General features: G+C 65.7%; 17 protein-coding genes. 8 read left to right on the forward strand and 9 right to left on the reverse strand.

Annotation, left to right across the window (positions count from 1 at the left end; translation table 11 throughout):
* Positions 1-42: 42 nt before the first annotated feature.
* Positions 43-255, reverse strand: a complete 213-nt coding sequence (locus WA070_RS10055; RefSeq protein WP_422633837.1) for a DUF2093 domain-containing protein — start codon at positions 253-255, stop codon at positions 43-45.
* 30 nt (positions 256-285) lie between these two features.
* Entirely contained in the window at positions 286-1,782 is a 1,497-nt protein-coding gene (gene xseA, locus WA070_RS10060) for an exodeoxyribonuclease VII large subunit (RefSeq protein ID WP_422633899.1), read from the reverse strand.
* A gap of 7 nt (positions 1,783-1,789) precedes the next feature.
* Between xseA and purD the strand changes: the two genes are divergently transcribed.
* Both purD and WA070_RS10070 read left to right on the forward strand, forming a co-directional pair.
* The gene (gene purD / locus WA070_RS10065; RefSeq protein WP_422633838.1) at positions 1,790-3,067 is read left to right on the forward strand and encodes a phosphoribosylamine--glycine ligase; all 1,278 of its coding nucleotides are present in this window, start codon (positions 1,790-1,792) and stop codon (positions 3,065-3,067) included.
* Positions 3,068-3,132: 65 nt separating this feature from the next.
* Positions 3,133-3,726 carry a hypothetical protein gene (locus WA070_RS10070; protein WP_422633839.1) on the forward strand — a complete coding sequence of 198 codons (594 nt, stop codon included), beginning with the start codon at positions 3,133-3,135 and terminating at the stop codon, positions 3,724-3,726.
* A gap of 4 nt (positions 3,727-3,730) precedes the next feature.
* Here the strand turns inward: WA070_RS10070 and WA070_RS10075 are convergent, their stop codons facing one another.
* Positions 3,731-4,693: an acyltransferase family protein gene (locus WA070_RS10075; RefSeq protein ID WP_422633840.1), complete on the reverse strand. Its 963-nt coding sequence runs from the start codon at positions 4,691-4,693 to the stop codon at positions 3,731-3,733.
* A gap of 144 nt (positions 4,694-4,837) precedes the next feature.
* On the opposite strand from WA070_RS10075, the gene WA070_RS10080 reads away from it, so the two are divergent.
* Positions 4,838-5,539, forward strand: coding sequence for a GDSL-type esterase/lipase family protein (locus WA070_RS10080; protein ID WP_422633841.1), 702 nt, complete (start codon positions 4,838-4,840; stop codon positions 5,537-5,539).
* A gap of 2 nt (positions 5,540-5,541) precedes the next feature.
* Here WA070_RS10080 and WA070_RS10085 read toward each other — a convergent pair whose 3' ends face one another.
* From WA070_RS10085 to WA070_RS10100, 4 genes are read right to left on the reverse strand one after another with little or no spacing between them, the layout of a single operon-like run.
* Positions 5,542-6,336 (reverse strand): inositol monophosphatase family protein, encoded by a 795-nt coding sequence (locus WA070_RS10085; protein ID WP_422633900.1) that lies wholly within the window; start codon positions 6,334-6,336, stop codon positions 5,542-5,544.
* 19 nt (positions 6,337-6,355) lie between these two features.
* Positions 6,356-7,702 carry a TldD/PmbA family protein gene (locus WA070_RS10090; protein WP_422633842.1) on the reverse strand — a complete coding sequence of 449 codons (1,347 nt, stop codon included), beginning with the start codon at positions 7,700-7,702 and terminating at the stop codon, positions 6,356-6,358.
* A 42-nt stretch (positions 7,703-7,744) separates the two neighbouring features.
* Positions 7,745-8,677: an NAD(+) diphosphatase gene (gene nudC / locus WA070_RS10095; protein ID WP_422633843.1), complete on the reverse strand. Its 933-nt coding sequence runs from the start codon at positions 8,675-8,677 to the stop codon at positions 7,745-7,747.
* On the reverse strand, positions 8,664-9,734 hold the full coding sequence (locus WA070_RS10100) for an A/G-specific adenine glycosylase (RefSeq protein WP_422633844.1): 1,071 nt from the start codon (positions 9,732-9,734) through the stop codon (positions 8,664-8,666). The genes nudC and WA070_RS10100 overlap by 14 nt, the downstream gene beginning before the upstream one ends.
* 26 nt (positions 9,735-9,760) lie before the next feature.
* Between WA070_RS10100 and WA070_RS10105 the strand changes: the two genes are divergently transcribed.
* The 4 genes from WA070_RS10105 (at position 9,761) to smc (ending at position 15,316) form a co-directional block, all read left to right on the forward strand.
* Positions 9,761-10,303: a DUF721 domain-containing protein gene (locus WA070_RS10105; RefSeq protein WP_422633845.1), complete on the forward strand. Its 543-nt coding sequence runs from the start codon at positions 9,761-9,763 to the stop codon at positions 10,301-10,303.
* Between the two features lie 46 nt (positions 10,304-10,349).
* Positions 10,350-11,018 carry a thioredoxin domain-containing protein gene (locus tag WA070_RS10110; RefSeq protein WP_422633846.1) on the forward strand — a complete coding sequence of 223 codons (669 nt, stop codon included), beginning with the start codon at positions 10,350-10,352 and terminating at the stop codon, positions 11,016-11,018.
* 45 nt (positions 11,019-11,063) lie between these two features.
* The gene (locus tag WA070_RS10115; RefSeq protein ID WP_422633847.1) at positions 11,064-11,798 is read left to right on the forward strand and encodes a thioredoxin domain-containing protein; all 735 of its coding nucleotides are present in this window, start codon (positions 11,064-11,066) and stop codon (positions 11,796-11,798) included.
* Between the two features lie 74 nt (positions 11,799-11,872).
* Positions 11,873-15,316, forward strand: a complete 3,444-nt coding sequence (gene smc, locus WA070_RS10120; protein WP_422633848.1) for a chromosome segregation protein SMC — start codon at positions 11,873-11,875, stop codon at positions 15,314-15,316.
* Positions 15,317-15,319: 3 nt separating this feature from the next.
* Here the strand turns inward: smc and WA070_RS10125 are convergent, their stop codons facing one another.
* Both WA070_RS10125 and ubiA read right to left on the reverse strand, forming a co-directional pair.
* On the reverse strand, positions 15,320-16,777 hold the full coding sequence (locus tag WA070_RS10125) for a phospholipase D-like domain-containing protein (RefSeq protein ID WP_422633849.1): 1,458 nt from the start codon (positions 16,775-16,777) through the stop codon (positions 15,320-15,322).
* Positions 16,774-17,676 (reverse strand): 4-hydroxybenzoate octaprenyltransferase, encoded by a 903-nt coding sequence (gene ubiA / locus WA070_RS10130; protein WP_422633850.1) that lies wholly within the window; start codon positions 17,674-17,676, stop codon positions 16,774-16,776. The genes WA070_RS10125 and ubiA overlap by 4 nt, the downstream gene beginning before the upstream one ends.
* A 95-nt stretch (positions 17,677-17,771) precedes the next feature.
* Between ubiA and WA070_RS10135 the strand changes: the two genes are divergently transcribed.
* A complete protein-coding gene (locus WA070_RS10135; protein ID WP_422633851.1) occupies positions 17,772-18,518 on the forward strand; it encodes a 16S rRNA (uracil(1498)-N(3))-methyltransferase in 747 nt (248 codons plus the stop codon).
* The last annotated feature ends 58 nt before the right edge of the window (positions 18,519-18,576 follow it).

The raw sequence follows: 18,576 nt of genomic DNA on the forward strand, positions 1-18,576 counted from the left end.
ATCCAGCCAGCGCGATACCCAGCGCCGCGACCATATGCAGCCTCATCGAACGCCCGCCCGCCTGAGCTGCGCCTGTGTCGATGCCTCGGCGTTAACATAGGCTTCCTGCCGCGCGATGCTCCAGTAACGCAGGTCTTCGAGCGCGATCCGCTGGCCGGTGACAGCGCACAGCACATGGTCGCCCGGCGTCAGCACGCGAAAGCTGTAGGCCATATAATGAAGCCGGGCGATACGATCGCCGTTGGACATGAGCATGGGGCTGCGACCTTTATGCCTGTGCAATTTTCAGGAGGAGAAGAGATCCTGCTGCATCGTGCCGTCCTCGCGGGATTTGCGAGGCGAACGCGATGGCGCAGATATAACCTGCGGCTCCAGCTTCTCAAGCCGAGCGCCGTCACCGCCGACCGCCGCATCGACCGTCCCGTCCCGAAAATGCAGCGTCACCGCACCCGCCGCCTGCGCCGCCGCAACCGACTGGATCAAACGCCCCTGCGCCATCACCCGCGCATAGCCGCGCGCCAGCGGCAAGTCCGGGTCAAGCGAAGCGAAATGCCGCGACACGCGATCGAAGGCTGTGGCGCGATCGGTCAGCGCGCGCGTCAGGAAATCGGGCCATGGGCGCAACCGATCCAGCCGCTCCCGTGCGCGCGCCAGATGCTGTTGCAGCAAAGCCGGGCGCAACGCCCCGCCCGCCTGCCCCAGATGCGCGCGCGCATCCGCCAGCCGGTGCCGCAGACCGCTGTTGAGCGCATCCGACAACTGGTCGAGCCGCTGTCGCTGCGGCGCGAGCAGCATGTCCGGCGTCGGCATCAACCGCGCCTGCATGTCCAGCCGCTCACGCGCCTGCGCCGCGCCGCGCCGCACGGCCCGCCCGGACCGCAAACCCATTTCCGTCAGGCCCGCCAGCAATTCCGCGCGCACCGGCACCGCCATTTCCGCCGCCGCCGTGGGCGTGGGCGCACGCCGATCGGCGGCATGGTCGCACAGCGTCGTATCGGTTTCATGCCCCACCGCCGATATGATCGGTATGGAACAGTCGGCCACCGCGCGCACGACGACTTCTTCGTTAAAGCTCCACAGATCCTCGATCGACCCGCCACCGCGCGCCACGATGACAAGGTCGGGACGCGGCACAGGGCCGCCCGCCTCCATCGCGGAAAAGCCGCGCACCGCGCGCGCGATCTGCTCCGCCGCGCCAGACCCCTGCACCAGCACGGGCCACAACAGCACATTGGTCGGGCAACGATCCGCCAGCCGATGCAATATGTCACGAATGACCGCCCCGGTCGGCGATGTCACCACCCCGATGGTGCGCGGCAGGAACGGCAGCGGGCGCTTGCGCTCGACAGCGAACAAGCCTTCACCCGCTAGTCTTGCCTTCAGCTTTTCCAGCAGCGCCATCAGCGCGCCTTCGCCCGCCAGTTCCATGCGCTCGATGACGATCTGATATTTCGACCGGCCGGGATAGGTGGTCAGCTTGCCGGTGGCGATCACCTCCACCCCGTCCTGCGCGGCAAAGGCCAGCCGCTGCGCCCCGCCCTTCCACATCACCCCGTCGATAACGGCATTGTCGTCCTTCAGCGCCAGATAGAGATGCCCCGATGCCGCCCGCTTGAACCCGGAAATCTCGCCGCGCAGCCGCACATGGCCGAACCGTTCCTCGACCGTGCGCTTGAGCGACGCCGACAATTCGCTGACCGACAGCGGCGGTGCGTTGTCCCCCGCCCGTTCCTCCGCTAACAGGCGGCCCGAACTGTCATAGGCATCATATTCCGGGGACATGGGCGACATGAACATCCTTCTGCTTGGCGGCGGTGGCCGTGAACATGCGCTGGCGTGGAAACTGGCGCAATCGCCCCGGCTGGCCACGCTCTATGCCGCGCCGGGCAATCCGGGCATAGCCCAGCACGCCACGCTGGTCGATATAGATGCGACCGATCACCGCGTCGTGCTGGATTTCTGCACCCGCCACTCGATCGGCCTGGTCGTCATCGGTCCCGAAGCGCCGCTGGTCGATGGGCTGGCCGACAATCTGCGGACGATGGGCGTGCCTGTCTTCGGTCCCAACCAGAAAGCCGCGCAACTGGAGGGGTCCAAAGGCTTCACCAAGGATCTGTGCATGCGCGCGAACATCCCGACCGCCGCCTACGCCCGCGTGACCAGCAAGGACGGCGCGATCGCCGCGCTGGACGACTTCACCCTGCCCGTCGTCATCAAGGCGGACGGCCTGGCCGCAGGCAAGGGCGTCATCATCGCCGAAACACGGACCGATGCGCTCGACGCGCTCGACACCATGTTTTCCGGCGCGTTCGGCAAGGCGGGCGAGGAAGTCGTGCTGGAAGAATTTATGACGGGGGAGGAAGCCAGCTTCTTTGCCCTGACCGATGGCGAAGCGATCCTGCCCTTCGGTTCCGCGCAGGACCACAAGCGCGTGGGCGATGGCGACACCGGACCCAATACCGGCGGCATGGGCGCCTACAGCCCGGCGCGCGTGCTGACCCCCGAACTGGAAGCGCAGGTCATCGACACGATCATCAGGCGCACGGTGGCGACGATGGCGGCGGAGGGGATGCCCTATTCCGGCGTCCTCTATGCCGGCCTCATGCTGACCGATCAGGGACCAAAGCTGATCGAATATAACGCCCGCTTCGGCGACCCGGAATGTCAGGTGCTGATGATGCGCTTCGACGGCGATCTGGTCGATCTATTGCTGGCCGTGGCGCAGGGGCGGCTGGCCGATCAGGGACCGGTCGAACTGGCCAACCGCACCGCGCTGACCGTCGTGATGGCCGCCAATGGCTATCCCGGCACGCCCGAAAAGGGCGGCGCGATCGACGGCATCGACACGGCGCAGGCCACGGGCGCGCATGTATTCCATGCCGGCACAGCGGAAAAGGACGGCGCGATCGTCGCCAATGGCGGTCGCGTTCTCAACGTCACCGCCACCGGCGACAGCGTGCGCGCGGCGCAGGCGGCGGCCTATGCGGCGGTCGATCTCATCCAATTCCCCACCGGATTTTGCCGCCGCGACGTGGGTTGGCGCGAAGTCGAACGCGAAACACGCTGAAAGCCTTGCCGCGCGCCGCCTTCCATCCCTAATATAGTCGAAATATTACAGGGAGGCTGTGCGCGATGCAGGAATTTTTCATGGACTATGGCCTGTGGCTGCTCATCGGGCTGCTGGTCATCATCGGGCTGGTGTTCCTGCTGTCAGGCAAGGGCAAGGGGGCGGACGCCGCCCCCAGCATCGCGCCCGAAGCACAGCCTGAAACGCCGTCCCCACCCGCCGCGATCATCGACACTACCCCGATCGCCAGTCCGCTCACCCCGCCCTCGCCCGCCGTCGTCATAGAACCGGTTGCGGTCGAACCCCTGATCGTCGAACCGATCGAGCCGACGGTAGAGCGTCCCACGCCGCCTGCACCGGAAGCGGAAACCCCCTCCGCCCCCATCCCGGTTTCTCCTGCCGCCGTCGCCCCGCCGTCGTCGGAGGATGACCTGCTGCGCCTCAAGGGCGTCGGTCCCAAGCTCAAAACCCTGCTCATCAGCCTGGGCATCACCCGCTATGCCCAGATCGCGCAGTGGACGGAGACGGACCTGTCCGCGATCGACGCAAAACTGGGATCGTTCAAGGGTCGCCCCGTGCGGGATCAATGGATCGACCAGGCCAAATATCTCGCCGCTGGCGACATCGCCGGATTCGAAGCCAAATATGGCAAGCTATAGCGGATCAGGCTGCGGCGGCGACCGGCGGCGGCTTTACCGCAGCTGGCCGCGCCCGACATGGCGGCGCGCCGCCGATCAATTGCCGGGCTAAAGGATAGCGGGTGACGAAAAGGGCGACGAACGCCAGAATCACGATCGACAACAGCAACAGCGCCAACCCATCCATTCCGGCGATCAGCAACATCCCCATCACCAATGGATGCCACAGGTAAAAGAGCAGGCTGTGATGGCCGATGGTGCCGAGCGGTGCAAAGAACAGATGCCGGGCCGACAGATGCGGCAGCAACGCGATCAACGACAGGCACATCAGCAGGCGAGCAGGCACGAAGGCAAGGGCATTACCCGTACCGTAAAGTCCGACCCACCAGAACAGGCCAAGCGCCCCGGCCAGGAGCGCGACCGCAAGATAACGGGTCGGCAAGCCCCGCTCCGCCACCAACATGCCAAAGAAAAAATAGACCGGATAACGCAGATAGCGATTGTCCGGCGACAGCAGGCTGAACCCCATCGGTCCATGGTCCAGGCCAAAACTATACATCGTCGCCAGACTGATCGGCGCGCCGATCGCCAACAAGGCAAGCGGCGAGAACGGCACCAGCCGCGTCATGACGATCAGGAAGAACAGCACCGGCACATACCATAGGTGGAATGGCGGGCGCAGCAGCAGTTCCAGCGGCGTCGACAACGACAAAGACCAGCCACTGGCCAGAATATAGACACACACCGCCACGGCCCAGGGCAGCAGCATCCGGTTGGCATAGCGCCCGAACAGCGAAGCTGCGCCTTCGTTACGGGTGCGGTCGATATTGAGGAGAAAGCCCGACAGGCCAAACATCATCGGCATGCGAAAACCGCCACCGATCCACAGCATGACATGATTCTGATGGGCCAGCTCCATGGCATGACCGGCCATGACCAACAGGATCAAAAGACCACGCAAAAGGTCGATCGACGGATTTTTTACCACCAAACTATTCCATCCCCCCAAGAACCTGCATGACAGGATAGACGGCTTTCCTTAACAATGTGATGATCCGCCTGTCCGCGTGCTTCCCAATGACGGCTTTGCGCGATGACCGCGTCAATCCGCAAGGATCACAGGAGACTCACTTTGCCTGGCCTCAATCAAGCCCCGCTCGCCAAGCTGGGCGTGCCGTTGATCATATTCGCGCTGATCGTGGGCGGCTGGATGATCGCCAACCGCTATCGCGACGCGCATGAAACATTGCCGAACACGGGTGTTGGCCGGGAGCAATGCGCCCTCTGGTTCGTGGGCAGTTCCTCGATCCATCGATGGACCAGCATGAGCCGGGATATGCAGCCGTGGACGGCCCATAATCGCGGCATCAACAGCGCAACCTACGCCGACATCCTGCCCCGCTTCGCCCATATCAATCCGGGCGAAGGCAAACCCCGCGCCATCATCCTGTACGCCGGGGAAAACGATATTGCAGAGGGCGTGCCGGTGCGTATGGTCATCCGCCAACTCGCCGCCTTTCTGGACCTGCGCCACACAAAGCTGGGCGACGTACCGGTGCTCGTCCTGTCGATGAAGCCAAGCCCCGGCCGCCGCGCAAACCTGCCGCAGCAGCGCCTGTTCAATGCCGCCGCACAGGCATTGATCCCCCATTCGCCCGCCACCTATTATGCGGACATCACCGCCCCGCTGCTGAAGGATGGACAGCTTGGCGACAATTATCAGCCGGACGGCGTTCATATGAATCCGCAGGGCTATCGCATCTGGGCCGATGTCGTGCGGCAACGGCTGACCGACATCCTGCCGCGGGATGTGGTGCGCGATTGCACCAAATGACGTTAAGAAGCTGACGCAGCCGGGGGTTCACCCAATATGTCCCGCGCGCGCGGAGCCAGACGGTCGGTCGCGGCGGCATGGATACCCGGCGCGGCGCATAGCAGGCCAAAGGCGGTCGGGCGTGGCCGGTTGAACCGCAACGGATCGCCCAGCGCGTCGGTGACGATGCCGCCCGCTTCCTGACAGATCAGCGCCGCCGCCGCGATATCCCACTCATTGCCCCATCGCACCGTAGCGACCAGATCGGCTTCGTCCGCCGCCACCATCGCCATGCGCAGCGCGATGCTGTTGGGCTTGTCCACCGTCACCAGATCGCGATCATAGCGCGGCAATTGATCCGCAGGCACCCGCGCACCGGGCAGGGCCGTGCGCCCACCCGCCCGCAAACCCCGGCCATTGCGCGTCGCGCCATGGCCTGCCTGCGCAATCCACAATTCGTTGCGGGCAGGCGCAGCGAGAATACCAAGCCGCACCGCGCCATCCTGCACCAGCGCGACCGACACCGACCATCCCGGCCACCCGCGCAGATAATCGCGCGTACCGTCGATCGGATCGACCACCCAGACGCGCGACAGGCCCAGCCGGTGGACGGTGTCCGCCGTTTCTTCCGACAGCCAGCCTGCCTGCGGGTCGATCCCGGCCAGACTGCTGCGCAACATGGCGTCCACTTCCAGATCGGCGTCGCACACCGGATGGCCCGGCACTTTTTCCCACTGGCGCACACGGGTTTCGCCGCCCGCCCACAGCGTCAGCGCATGGTCCGCCGCGTCCGCCACTGCGGCCACGATCGTGCGCAGCGGCGCAGGCAGGTCGGCGTCAGCCTCCCGCAACGGTCATCCCGTCTATGCGCAGCGTCGGCACATTCATCGCGTATCGGAAAGACAGGTCACTGGCTGGCACCAGCGCGCGGAACATATCCTTCAAATTGCTGGCGATCGTAATTTCCGACACCGCATGCGCCACCGCGCCATTTTCGATCAGAAATCCTGCCGCGCCCCGGCTGTAATCGCCGGTCACGCCATTAACACCCATGCCGATCAGCTCGGTGACATAGATGCCGCGCGTCACATCGGCCATCAGGTCGCCGGGCGACACGATGCCCGCTTCCATATGGACGTTGGTGATGCTGGCCCCCGGCGCGCCACTGCCGCCCCGGCTGGCATGGCCGGTCGGCTCCAGGCCAAGCTGCCGCGCGGACCCGCTGTCGAGCAGCCAGCCGGTCAGCACACCCTTGTCGATCAGCGCGTGCCGATGCACCGGCAACCCTTCACCATCGAACGGGCGCGAACGCAGCCCGCGCGGCATCAACGGATCGTCGATGATCGTGACGTTCGCATCGAACAGAGCCTGCCCCAGCGAATCCAGCAGGAAACTCGACCGGCGGGTGATCGCCGGGCCAACCATGCCGCCGATCAGATGGCCCAGCAGGCTGGACCCGATCCGGGGATCGAAGATGATCGGCATCACCCCGCTGCCCACCTTGACCGGATTGAGCCGGGCGACCGCTCGCTGACCCGCGCGTATGCCAATGGATTCGGCGTCGTCCAGATCTTCCAGATGGCGCACGCTGTGGCTGGCATAATCGCGCTGCATGCCCGATCCCGCGCCCGCCAGCACGCTGGCCCAGGTCGAATGGGACGTGGCGGCATAGGCACCGGCAAAGCCATGGCTGGTCGCCAGCGCCATCTGACTGCGCCCGCTCGACGCGCCGCCGCCCTCGCTGTTGGTGACGCCGGGAATACTGCGCGCCGCCTCTTCCGCAATCAGCGCCCGTTCGCGCAGCGCGGCGGGTTCCGGCTCCTCGCTGTCGGTCAGGTCGAGTGCGGGCGGACGCTTGCGCAGCAGGCGATCTTCCGGCGCAAGCCCCGCATAGGGATCTTCGGGCGCTTCATGCGCCATCGCGATGGCGCGATCGACCAGCGTGCCGAGCGTTGCGGGGTTCATGTCCGACGCGGAAATGCTCGCCGAACGCTGGCCCACGAACACGCGCAGGCCAATTTCCTCGCCTTCGGACCGGTCCACATCCTCCAGCGCGCCAAGGCGCACCGACACATTGGTCGACGCGTTACAGGCGTAGATGGCGTCTGCCGCATCCGCCCCTGCCTTGCGCGCGGCGCTGACCAGATCCTGCGCGCGCGACTGGGCTTCTTCTAGGCTGAGCATGGAGGCGGGATGATCCTGAACGAGGGAAAGATGAGGTCAGCCTTACGCGCTTGCGCCGGGGGGGACAAGCATGGGGTCCGCGACTTGGGACAGCCAGTGGTCCAGCAGATGCCAGGCAACGGCCATGCGCGGCGGGGCAAGGAAGGGCGCATCCGGGTCGCCATTCATCGCCGCGCGCACCCCATCGGCATCGCACCAGAACGCGTCCTCGATCTCATTGACGTCCAGCGTCAGCGCATCGTCATCGGCCTGCGCGGTGCAGGCGATCATCAGCGACGATGGAAAGGGCCAGGGCTGGCTGGTCACATAACGCACCGAATGGACGCGCACGCCCGCTTCCTCGAACAGCTCCCGCGCCACGGCTTCCTCGATCGTCTCGCCCGGCTCGACAAAACCCGCCAGCGCCGAATAGCGCCCCGGCGGAAAAGCATGTTGCCGCCCCAGCAATATCCGCCCGCCATGCTGCGCCAGCATGATGACCACTGGGTCGGTCCGGGGGAAATGTTCCGCCTCGCACCCCTCGCATTTCCGCGCCCAGCCCGCCTTCATTGGCTGCGTCACCCCGCCGCACACCGCGCAATAGCCATGACGGCCATGCCAGTGAAGCAGACTGCGCGCCGTGCCATACAACGCCATGTCAGCCGCAGACACCTGCCCCGCCAGCCCGCGACTGCGCGCCGTTGCCCCCACCGGCTTGGCCAGTGCGCCGATCAACCGCGCAAAGATCGGCCGCCCCGCAGGATCGACGCCCAGCAGCACATGATCCTCGACCCGCGCTTGTCGCTCCAGCGGCTCCAGCAGCAACTGCCCCTCACTCACGACCGGCTCCAACCCCTCCAGCACCACGCGTCGCGCAGCAGGATCGGCGAAGCAATCCGCCAGTAATGCCGGGCTGGACCGGATATGGTCTACCCGATCCAACGTGCCGCCGACAAAGCCTGGCGGATCGACCGGGCGGGGTTCAGTTCCGTGCATCGCGCGCGCTCTCCTTTACTACGGCATCCGCCGCACGGGCGAACAGGGTCGGCAGGCCCGCCTCCCCGATCCGGTCGATCGGCCACCATTCACCCGGACCGGTCGGCTTATGGTCCACGCCCACATGGGTAGTGGCAACATGCAGCGCCAGAGAGAAATGCGTAAAAACATGGGCGACCGGCTCAACCAGCACCGCCCAGCGCGCCGGAAACGGCGGCGTCGGGTCCGGCGCATCGCTCCATTCGGAACTCGGCAAAGCGCGCATCCCGCCCAGCAACCCCCTGTCGGGACGACGCACCAGCCAGACATGCCCATCCCCCCGCTCGATCCACCACGCATGGCCGATTCGGTGCGGCCGCGCCTTCTTCGCTGCCTTGACCGGGAAGGCGGCAGGGTCAGCGGTGGCGAACGCATCGCAATCCTCGCGCAAAGGACATATGCCGCAGGCCGGATTACGCGGCGTGCAGATCGTCGCGCCCAGATCCATCATCGCCTGCGCAAAATCCCCCGCCCGCGCGTCCGGCGTGATCGCATCTGTCGCCACGCGGATCGCTGGCCGGGCGGCGGGCAAAGGCGTGGCAATCGCAAACAGCCGCGCCACCACCCGCTCGACATTGGCATCGACCACGACGGCCCGTCGCCCAAAGGCGATAGCCGCCACCGCCGCCGCCGTATAAGCGCCCACGCCGGGCAAAGCGCGCAATCCATCCTCGCTATCGGGGAAAACCCCGCCATGGTCCCGCGCCACCGCCCGCGCACAGGCCAGCAGATTGCGGGCGCGGGCATAATAGCCAAGGCCAGCCCACGCCGCCATCAGATCGGCGTCCTGAGCAGCGGCCAGCGTCTCCACCGTGGGCCAGCGCGCCGTGAATTTATCGAAATAGGGACCGACTGCCGCCACCGTCGTCTGCTGCAACATCACTTCGGACAGCCAGACACGATAGGGATCGGCGCCGTTCGCCCCCGGCGCAGCGCGCCACGGCAGGCGGCGGGCATGGACGTCATAATGAGCGAGCAGGCGCCCAGCGATTTTTGACTCTCGACCCTCGACGCGCATGGCCGCCCTATGCCATTAAGTGCGCCATGACGGAACGCCCCCCGACACCGAAATTAAAGGCCAAGGCCGTTCCCCCCGTGGAACGCCCGCGCGTCGGTGCGCCGCGCCGAATCGCGGACCTGATGCCCGACATCGGTCGCGCCGCGTTTCGAAAATTCGGCTTCGTTCAGTCCAGCATCGTCACGCGCTGGTCGGAAATCGTGGGCAGCCATTATGCGGGCATCTGCGCACCCGAATCGATTCGCTTTCCGGTGGGACAGAAAGCAGGCGGCACGCTGCAGCTCACGGTATTGAGCGGCCATGCCCCGATGGTGCAGCATATGTTGCCCGATCTGGTCGAACGGGTGAACCGCTTCTTTGGCTATGCCGCCGTGGCAAAGGTCGCGATGCGTCAGGGCGAAATCATGAACAGCCCCGCCGAACGTCGGCCCCCGCCCCGCAACCTCAAACCCATTCCGGTCGAACTGGGCGATTCGCTGCGCGACATTGGCGATCCTGAATTGCGCACCGTGCTGGAATCGCTGGCGCAGGGGCTTGCAAACAGCAGCGGCCTGCCCAAAATCGGCTGAGACTCTTCCGTTCCCGTTCATCCAGACACGCCCAATGGATCACGCCATGAAAAAGCTGCTGCCCCTCGCTCTCCTCGCCCTGCCCGCCATCGTCATGGCCGCGCCTGCCGCCAACTGGGTCAGCCGGGTGGTGCTCTCGCCCATCGGCGGTCATGCCATGGGCAATCCCAACGCACCGACCAGGCTGGTGGAATATGTCAGCTACACCTGCTCGCACTGCGCGAAATTCGTCGGCGAAGCGAGCGCCCCGCTCAAGGCCCAATATGTGAAGGGCGGCAAGGTCAACGTCGAAATCCGCAACGCGGTGCGCGACAAATATGACCTGACCGCCGCCCTGCTCGCCCGTTGCGGCGGCCCGGCCCGTTTCATGGGCAATCATGAGGCATTGTTTGCCAACCAGACGCCGTGGATGGAAAAGGTCGAGGCTTATGACGCCGCGACCACGACCAAACCGACCGAACAAATCGCCGCAATGCGCGACGTCGGGCAAAAAACCGGCCTCTATGCGCTGATGAACAAGCGCGGCTTCAAAGACGCGCAACTCGACGCCTGCATCGCCAACCCCATGTCGATGAAGCAGGTTCTGGCCATGACCGACGACGCATGGAACAAGGTGAAGATCGCCGGTACCCCCGGCTTCACCGTCAATGGCACGCGCGTCGAAGGTTCGACCTGGGCGATCGTACAGGCTGCATTGCCCGCGCCCGCGCGCTGATCTAAAACCCTTTCATTGTCATCCCATCATCGGAGCCTGCCCGTCGTGAAAGCCGTTTCCGGACTAGCCCTCATCGCCATCAGCCTCAGCCTCGCCGCATGTGGCGGCAAGAGCGAGGACGCCGCCAAGCCGACCGGCGATCCGATCGCCACTGTGGCCGCGCCTGCTGGCACCACATGGTCCGACACGATCGCCGACTCGCCCGAAGGCTATTATCTGATGGGTAACCCGTCGGCGAAGATCAAGCTGGTGGAATATGGCTCCTACACATGCAGCCATTGCAAGGATTTCTCCGTCGAAGCATCGGAAGAAATCCGCAAGATCGTCGATAGCGGCCGGATGAGCTTCGAATTTCGTCCCTATGTCCGCGATCCCATCGACCTGACCGCCGCCCTGCTGGCACGCTGCGGCGGTAAGGACATCTTCTATCCACTGTCCGAACAGTTTTTCGCCAATCAGGAAGCGATGTTCGCCAAGGTGCAGGCCAGCGAAGCGGCACTCAAAGCCGTCGAACAACTACCCGCAGCCCAGCGTCCGGGCGGCATCGCCAACGCAGCGGGTCTGGTCGAATTTGCCCAGCAGCGCGGCATTTCCGCCGATCAGGCGAAACAGTGTCTGTCCAACACCGCTGCGGCCGAAAAGCTGGCCAAGGGCGTGGAATCAGCCAACAGCCAGTATAATATCAGCGGCACCCCCAGCTTCCTGATCAATGGCGTGCTGGTGGACAATGTCGCCAACTGGTCGTCGCTTCAGGCAAAGCTCAAGGAAGCGGGTATCTGATTGCCTGACCGGGGGGTGACAGGCGCGCGCCAGCGCGGGGAGGCCGGGGCGGACGACTGCTCCGGCGCATCCTTGTGCAGATAAAACGCCTCAAATTGTCGGGCTTCAAAAGTTTCGTCGATCCCGCCGAACTGCGGATCGAACCGGGCCTGACCGGCATCGTCGGTCCCAATGGCTGCGGCAAATCCAACCTGCTTGAAGCGATCCGCTGGGTCATGGGCGAATCCAGCGCCCGGTCGATGCGTGGCGCAGGCATGGAAGATGTGATCTTCGCGGGGACCGCCACCCGGCCCCAGCGCGACTTTGCCGAAGTATCGCTGCTGACGGTGCAGGAACAGGGCGAAATGTTCAACGCCGTCGATGTCGGCGCGGACGGCGAACTGGAAGTCACGCGCCGCATCGAACGCGGCGCAGGCAGCGCCTATCGCGCCAATGGCCGCGACGTGCGCGCCCGCGACGTCGCCCTGATCTTCGCCGACGCCGCCACCGGCGCACATAGCCCCGCGCTGGTCAGCCAGGGACGCATCGCCGCCGTCATCGCCGCCCGCCCGCAGGAACGGCGCGCCATGCTGGAGGAGGCGGCGGGGATCGCTGGCCTGCATGTCCGGCGCAAGGATGCCGAACAGAAACTGCGCGCCGCCGAAAGCAATCTCGCGCGGCTGGACGAAATTCTGGCCGACATGGACAATCGTGCCAACGCCCTGCGGCGGCAGGCCCGCGCCGCCGAACGCTATATCCGCCTGTCCGAACAGATTCGCACCGCCGAAGCGCGCACCCTGTTCGCCCGCTGGCGCGAAGCCCATGCCAGCGCCGAATCGGCCCGCGCCGACGCCGCTGCTGCCGAAGGAACCGTGCGCGCCGCACAGGAAGCTCAGATGGCCGCCGCCGCTCACGCACAGGCCGCTGTCGCCACGCTGGCCCAATGCCGCAGCACCGCGCAGGCCGCCCGTGACGAAGCGAGCGAGGCGGGTCATCGCCTCGCCACGCTGCGCACCGAACGCGACGGCATCGTGCGCCGCTTGGGCGATCTGGCGCAGCAGGCCGAACGGCTGGCGGAGGATCGCGCGCGCGAAGGCACGCTCGCCAACGATGCGGCCGACGCGATCGCTCGCCTGACCGCCGAAATCGCTACGCTCAAGGTGCGCGCGGGCCAGAGCGAAAAACAACGCCCCGACTTTGCCGGACGCATCGCATTGGCCGAAAATGCCGCGCGCGATGCCGAACTCGACTTGGCCAAAGCGATGGCGCAACAGGCAGGCGAGCAGGCCGAACTGCGTGTTGCCGACGCCGCGCTGGCCGCTGCCCGCGCGCGGCTGGAAAGCGCAGAGCGGACGGCTCAGAAACTGGACGCCGAAGCCGCCGCCCTCCCCGACATCGCGCCATTGGAGGCGCAACGCGCCACCGCGCTGGCCCAGCAGCAACAGGCGCAGGGTGATCGCGAGGCTGCCGATGCGCTGATCCACGATGCCGATGTCGATCGTCATGCCGCCAGCGAAGCCCGCGCATCCGCGCAGGCCGCTCTATCCTCCGCCCGCGCCGCGCTGGCCGCGCTCGACAGCGAAGCCAGCGCCCTCAAACGCGCGATCGACAGCGGCGCGGACGGCCAAAACCGCGCGATCGATCGGGTCAAGGCCGCACCCGGCTACGAACGCGCCCTCGCCGCTGCGCTGGGCGACGACCTCGCCGCACCGATCGCCGCGCAAGGCAAGCAGCGCTGGAGCGGCGCCCAAATTCCAGACAGTGATCCTGTCCTACCCGAAGGCGTCATCGCCCTTTCCGCCCATGTCGAAGCCCCCCCCGAACTGGCGCGCAGACTCGCACAAATAGTGGTGGTCACTCAGGACTTTGGTCAGCCGCTCGCCGTCGGCCAACGCCTCGTCACCCTCGACGGACAGATGCGCCGCTGGGACGGCTACATCGCGACGCAGGGTGGCGCGGCAGCCGCCGAACGCCTCATCCGCCTGAACCGACTGGCCGCGATCGACGCCGCCCGCCCTGCCCTGGCCGCTGAAGTGGTAACAGCGCAGGCAGCCCAGGACGAAGCCCATTCCCGCGAACAGGCCGCAACCCAGACACTCGAAGCGGGTCGCAAGCGCCTCATGCAGGCCGACCAGCAATTACGCACCGCCCTGCGCGCAGCCGACGCGGCCACAACGGCGATCGAACGACTGGCAGGACGCCGCGAAGGGCTGAACGAACGCCTCGCCACCGCCCAGCGCGACCGGGACAACGCCCGCGCCGATCATGATGCGGTACAGGCCGTCCGAGCCGCGATGCCCGACGGCGCGCAAACCCGCGCCCTCGTCACAAGCCTCAGCGCAGCCAGCGAAAAGGCGCGCACAGAAGTCAGCCGGATTCGCGCCGATCAGGCGCTGGCCGACCGGGCCATCGCCAGCGACCGTGAACGGCAAGCCGCCGCCGAAGCCGAAGCCAAAGGCTGGCGCGCCCGCGCGGGCGAGGCCGCCAAACGCATCGCCGCCATGGTCGCGCGCGGTGAAGCGATTGCGACTGAGCGCCAGTCCATCGCTGACCAGCCCGCCACACTGGCGCAGGCCATCGTCCGTCTGGACGATCAGGGCGCGACCCTGACCCAAGCCGCTGCGCAAGCCCAACAGGCCGAACTGACCGCACAGGATGCCCTACGTGCCGCCGAAGCCAGGGCTGCGCAGGCAGGCGAAGCGCTTGCAACCGCACGCGAAGCCCGCGCCACCGCCACCGCCCGCGCCGAAGCTGCCGACGAACGCCGCATCGAAACCAGCCGCCTGTCGGGCGAACGCTTTGAATGTCCCCCACCGCTGCTTCCCGAACGGCTGGGCTTCGCCAGCACCGACATTCGCGTCGCCCAAAACGAGCAGGCCGATCATGACCGCTTTGCCGCCGATCGGGAAAAGATCGGCCCGGTCAATCTGGTCGCAGCACAGGAACTGGCGGAACTCGAAGCGGTGCAGGCCGCCAGCCGCGCTGAAAGCACCGAACTCACGCAGGCTATCCACCGCCTGCGCGGCTCGATCGGCAGCCTCAACCGCGAAGGTCGACAAAGGCTTATCGCCGCCTTCGAAGCGGTCGATGGCCATTTCCGTCGCCTGTTTACCACCCTCTTCAACGGCGGGCAGGCTCATCTGGAACTGATCGACAGCGACGATCCGCTGGAGGCCGGGCTGGAGATCATGGCCCAGCCGCCCGGCAAGAAACTGGCCGCGCTGACCCTGCTGTCTGGCGGCGAGCAGGCGTTGACGGCGGTGGCGTTGATCTTCGGCCTGTTCCTGACCAACCCCGCGCCGATTTGCGTGCTGGACGAGGTCGATGCGCCACTGGACGACGCCAATGTCGAACGCTTCTGCGACCTGCTCGACGCGATGGTGGCGCAAACCGACACCCGCTACCTAATCGTCACCCACAACGCCGTCAGCATGGCCCGTATGCACCGTCTGTTCGGCGTCACCATGGTGGAACAGGGGGTCAGTCGGCTGGTGTCGGTCAATCTGGGCGGCGCCGAAGCACTGCTGGCGGCGGAATAGTTCCTAGTTCCGCCCGAACCACCCCTTCATCCGGCGAAACAACCCGCGTTCGCTGATCGACTCGAACATCTCCTCCGGCCCTTCGGGATCGAGTATCTCATTGTCCGCAAGCCACGCCTGCACATCGTTGAGGTCAGGCGTCTCATAGGGGCGCAGCGTGCGGCCGGGCTTCTGCCGCATCTCCTCGATCCCCGCGATCAACCCGCGCGCCGCGATCACGCCCGCCACCCGCTCGGCTGGCAGGTCGAGATGTTCGGCGATCAGGTCGTCGCGTATCGCCAGTATCTGCGCGCCGCACTCCGCATTGACAGGCAGGGCCGTGTCGATCGTCACGTCACATTCCGTGTCCAGCCGCATCGATCGGTTATTCATGTTGGACGATCCCACACGGATCAGCCGGTCGTCCACGATCAATATCTTGGCATGGACGTAAATCGGCACGCCGCGCTGGGTAAAGGGGTGATAGATGCGAAAGCGGCCATGGGTATCGCGGGCCTTGAGCGCTTCGAACAGGCGCGCGCGCGCCGTGTCCATCGCCTGCTGTTCCAGCCAGCCGTCCGCCTGCGTCGGGTTGACGATGACGATGTCCGGCCCATCCGCTTCGTCCAGACGCCGGGCAATGGCTTCGGCAATCCGGCGCGACGCGAAATACTGGCTTTCGGCGTAGATACAGCGCTTGGCCGACGCGATCTGATCGAGATAAAGTCGCTCGATCTCCCTTATGCCGTCCTGATCGTCCATCTCCGGCGCGGACCGGGAAATGGCGACATCGACGTTCGTAAACTGCACCTTGAGCGCATCGGGCCAGCAATCCTCCACGCCCTCCACGGGCAGCAGGTCGTCGCCCCCCGCACCTTTCCACCGGTTGCGGGCATGGTCGCCCAGCGCGACGGCGACCGGTCCGCTCAGCGCGGTCGTGGCGTCGTGCCATGGGCTATAGGGCGATCCGTCGGGATGCAGCCGCCCCGGCTCCTCGTCGCGATGATGGCGCGTGTCCCACCGGTCGCCGGTCATGTCGATGCCGCCGCAAAAGGCGAAGCAATCGTCGATCACGACGATCTTTTGATGATGGGAAGCGGCGGGCGGATGATGGCTGTCCATCTTCACCGTCACGCGCGGATGCGCCATCCATTTGATCGTGGTGAACAGATTACTGGGCCGCACCATCGCCTTCATTGCGCCGACGTCCCAGCGCAGCAGAAAGATTTCAAGGTCCGGGCTGCGTTCGACCAGCCAGCTGATGAAATCGCCGATCACCGCCGGCGCGCCATCCTGCGCTTCGTCTTCGCGGATCAGGCTGATCGCGGCATCGAAGTCCCAGCCGATCAGCATGATCCGCTTCTTCGCCTTGATCATGGCGGCGCGGGCATGCCGGAAATAGGCGTCGGCGTCGATGATGGTACTGGCCTGCGTGGCGCGCGCGATGCGCCAGCAATTGTCACCTGGTTGCGGCACGCTCATGCGTTACCCACCACGATACAGGCGCAAAAGACCAACAGCCCGGCAAAGCGGTTGGAGCGGAACTTGGCGAGCGGGTCGATGCCGTCCTCCTTCAAAGTGATGACCTGCCAGCCCAGATGGACGGCGATCGGCAGCAGCGCGGCAAGCGCCAGTATTTGCGGCCGCACCACCCATAGTGCGCCACCCCATAGGCCCAGTGCCGCCAAATAACAAAGCATGACCCCCATTCGCACATGCCGACCCATCGACAGCGCGCTCGACCCTATTCCGATCAGCGCATCATCCTCCCGGTCCTGCATCGCATAGATGGTGTCATAGCCCACAACCCAGAAAATCGTTCCCGCATAGAGCAAAAGCCCCGGCAGCGTCAGCGATCCTGCCACCTCGCTCCACCCCACGAGCGCGGCCCAGGAAAATACGAGGCCCAGCCATATCTGCGGCCAGCCGGTAATCCGCTTCATGAACGGATAGGCCGCCACCAGCGCCAGCGAGGCCAGCGCGACGACCTGCGCATACAGATGCAATTGCAGCAGCACGATCAGGCCAATGAGGCATAGCGCCAGAAGCCAGGCCCACGCGACCTTGACCGCCATCGCCCCGCTCGCCAACGGCCGGGCGGCAGTGCGCGCGACCTTCGCGTCCAGATCGCGATCGACGATATCGTTGAACACGCACCCCGCGCCCCGCATCGCGATCGCACCCAGCAACAGCCAGCCGATCAGCGCCCAGCGGACCACTCCGCCACCAGCCAGCGCGACTGCCCATGCACCGGGCCAGAACAACAGCCACCAGCCAATCGGCCGGTCGAACCGCGCCAGCAACGCCAATGCGCGCGGCGTGGCGGGCAATCGGGCCAGCAGGCCGCGCGCCTGACTGTCGGGAACGATCGTCTGATTCACTTCTGCTCCGTTCAGGCTATGCTTGTCCCAGGCCTCACCTTCTCTTTAGGGAAGAAAGAGGCTTCGACAAGCATAGCCGGAACGGAAGAGACAAAATGACCGCAACCCCCGCCTGGCCCCCGCAAAGCGCCCCGCGCCTGCATGTCGAAACCCAGTTGGGCGAGGCCGTCGTCGTGCCGGTCGATGGCAACCCGGCCCATTATCTGATCAGCGTCATGCGCGTGAAGGAGGACGACATCGTCCTGCTGTTCGATGGCCGGTCGGGCGAATGGGCCGCGCGTGCGCGCGACATCCGCAAGCGCGATCTGGTGCTGGAGTGTATCAGCCAGACCAAAGCGCCGGAAGTCGTACCCGATTTCTGGCTCTGCTGCGCACCGATCAAGAAAGGCCGCATCGACCTGATCGCAGAAAAAGCGTGCGAACTGGGCGTTGCGCGGCTGCAACCGGTGCTGACGCGGCGGGCGGTGGTCGACAAACTGAATTTCGACAGGCTCCACGCCCATCTGGTCGAAGCGGCCGAACAATGCGGCCGCACCGCCCTGCCCGATCTTGTGCCGATGATGAAGCTGGATGCGCTACTGAAAAATTTGCCTGACAATCGCTGGCTGTTCTTCGCCGATGAAACCGGCGGGCAGCCCCTGCACGCCACCCTGACCGCGCATCCCGGCCCCGCCGCCATGCTGATCGGGCCGGAGGGCGGCTTCGATCCCCAAGAGCGTGAGGCAATTCGCGCCCATCCCCGCGCGGTGCCGCTTTCGCTCGGCCCGCGCATCCTGCGCGCCGAAACCGCCGCGATTGCCGCCACCGCTGCGTGGATGACGATCAACGGCGATTGGAAATAGTTTCATTTCGCTATTGGATTGAAGCGGGGACGGACTGGCCTTATGTGAGGGCCGCCCG

Source organism: Sphingobium sp., from assembly GCF_049304695.1.
GTDB lineage: Bacteria > Pseudomonadota > Alphaproteobacteria > Sphingomonadales > Sphingomonadaceae > Sphingobium.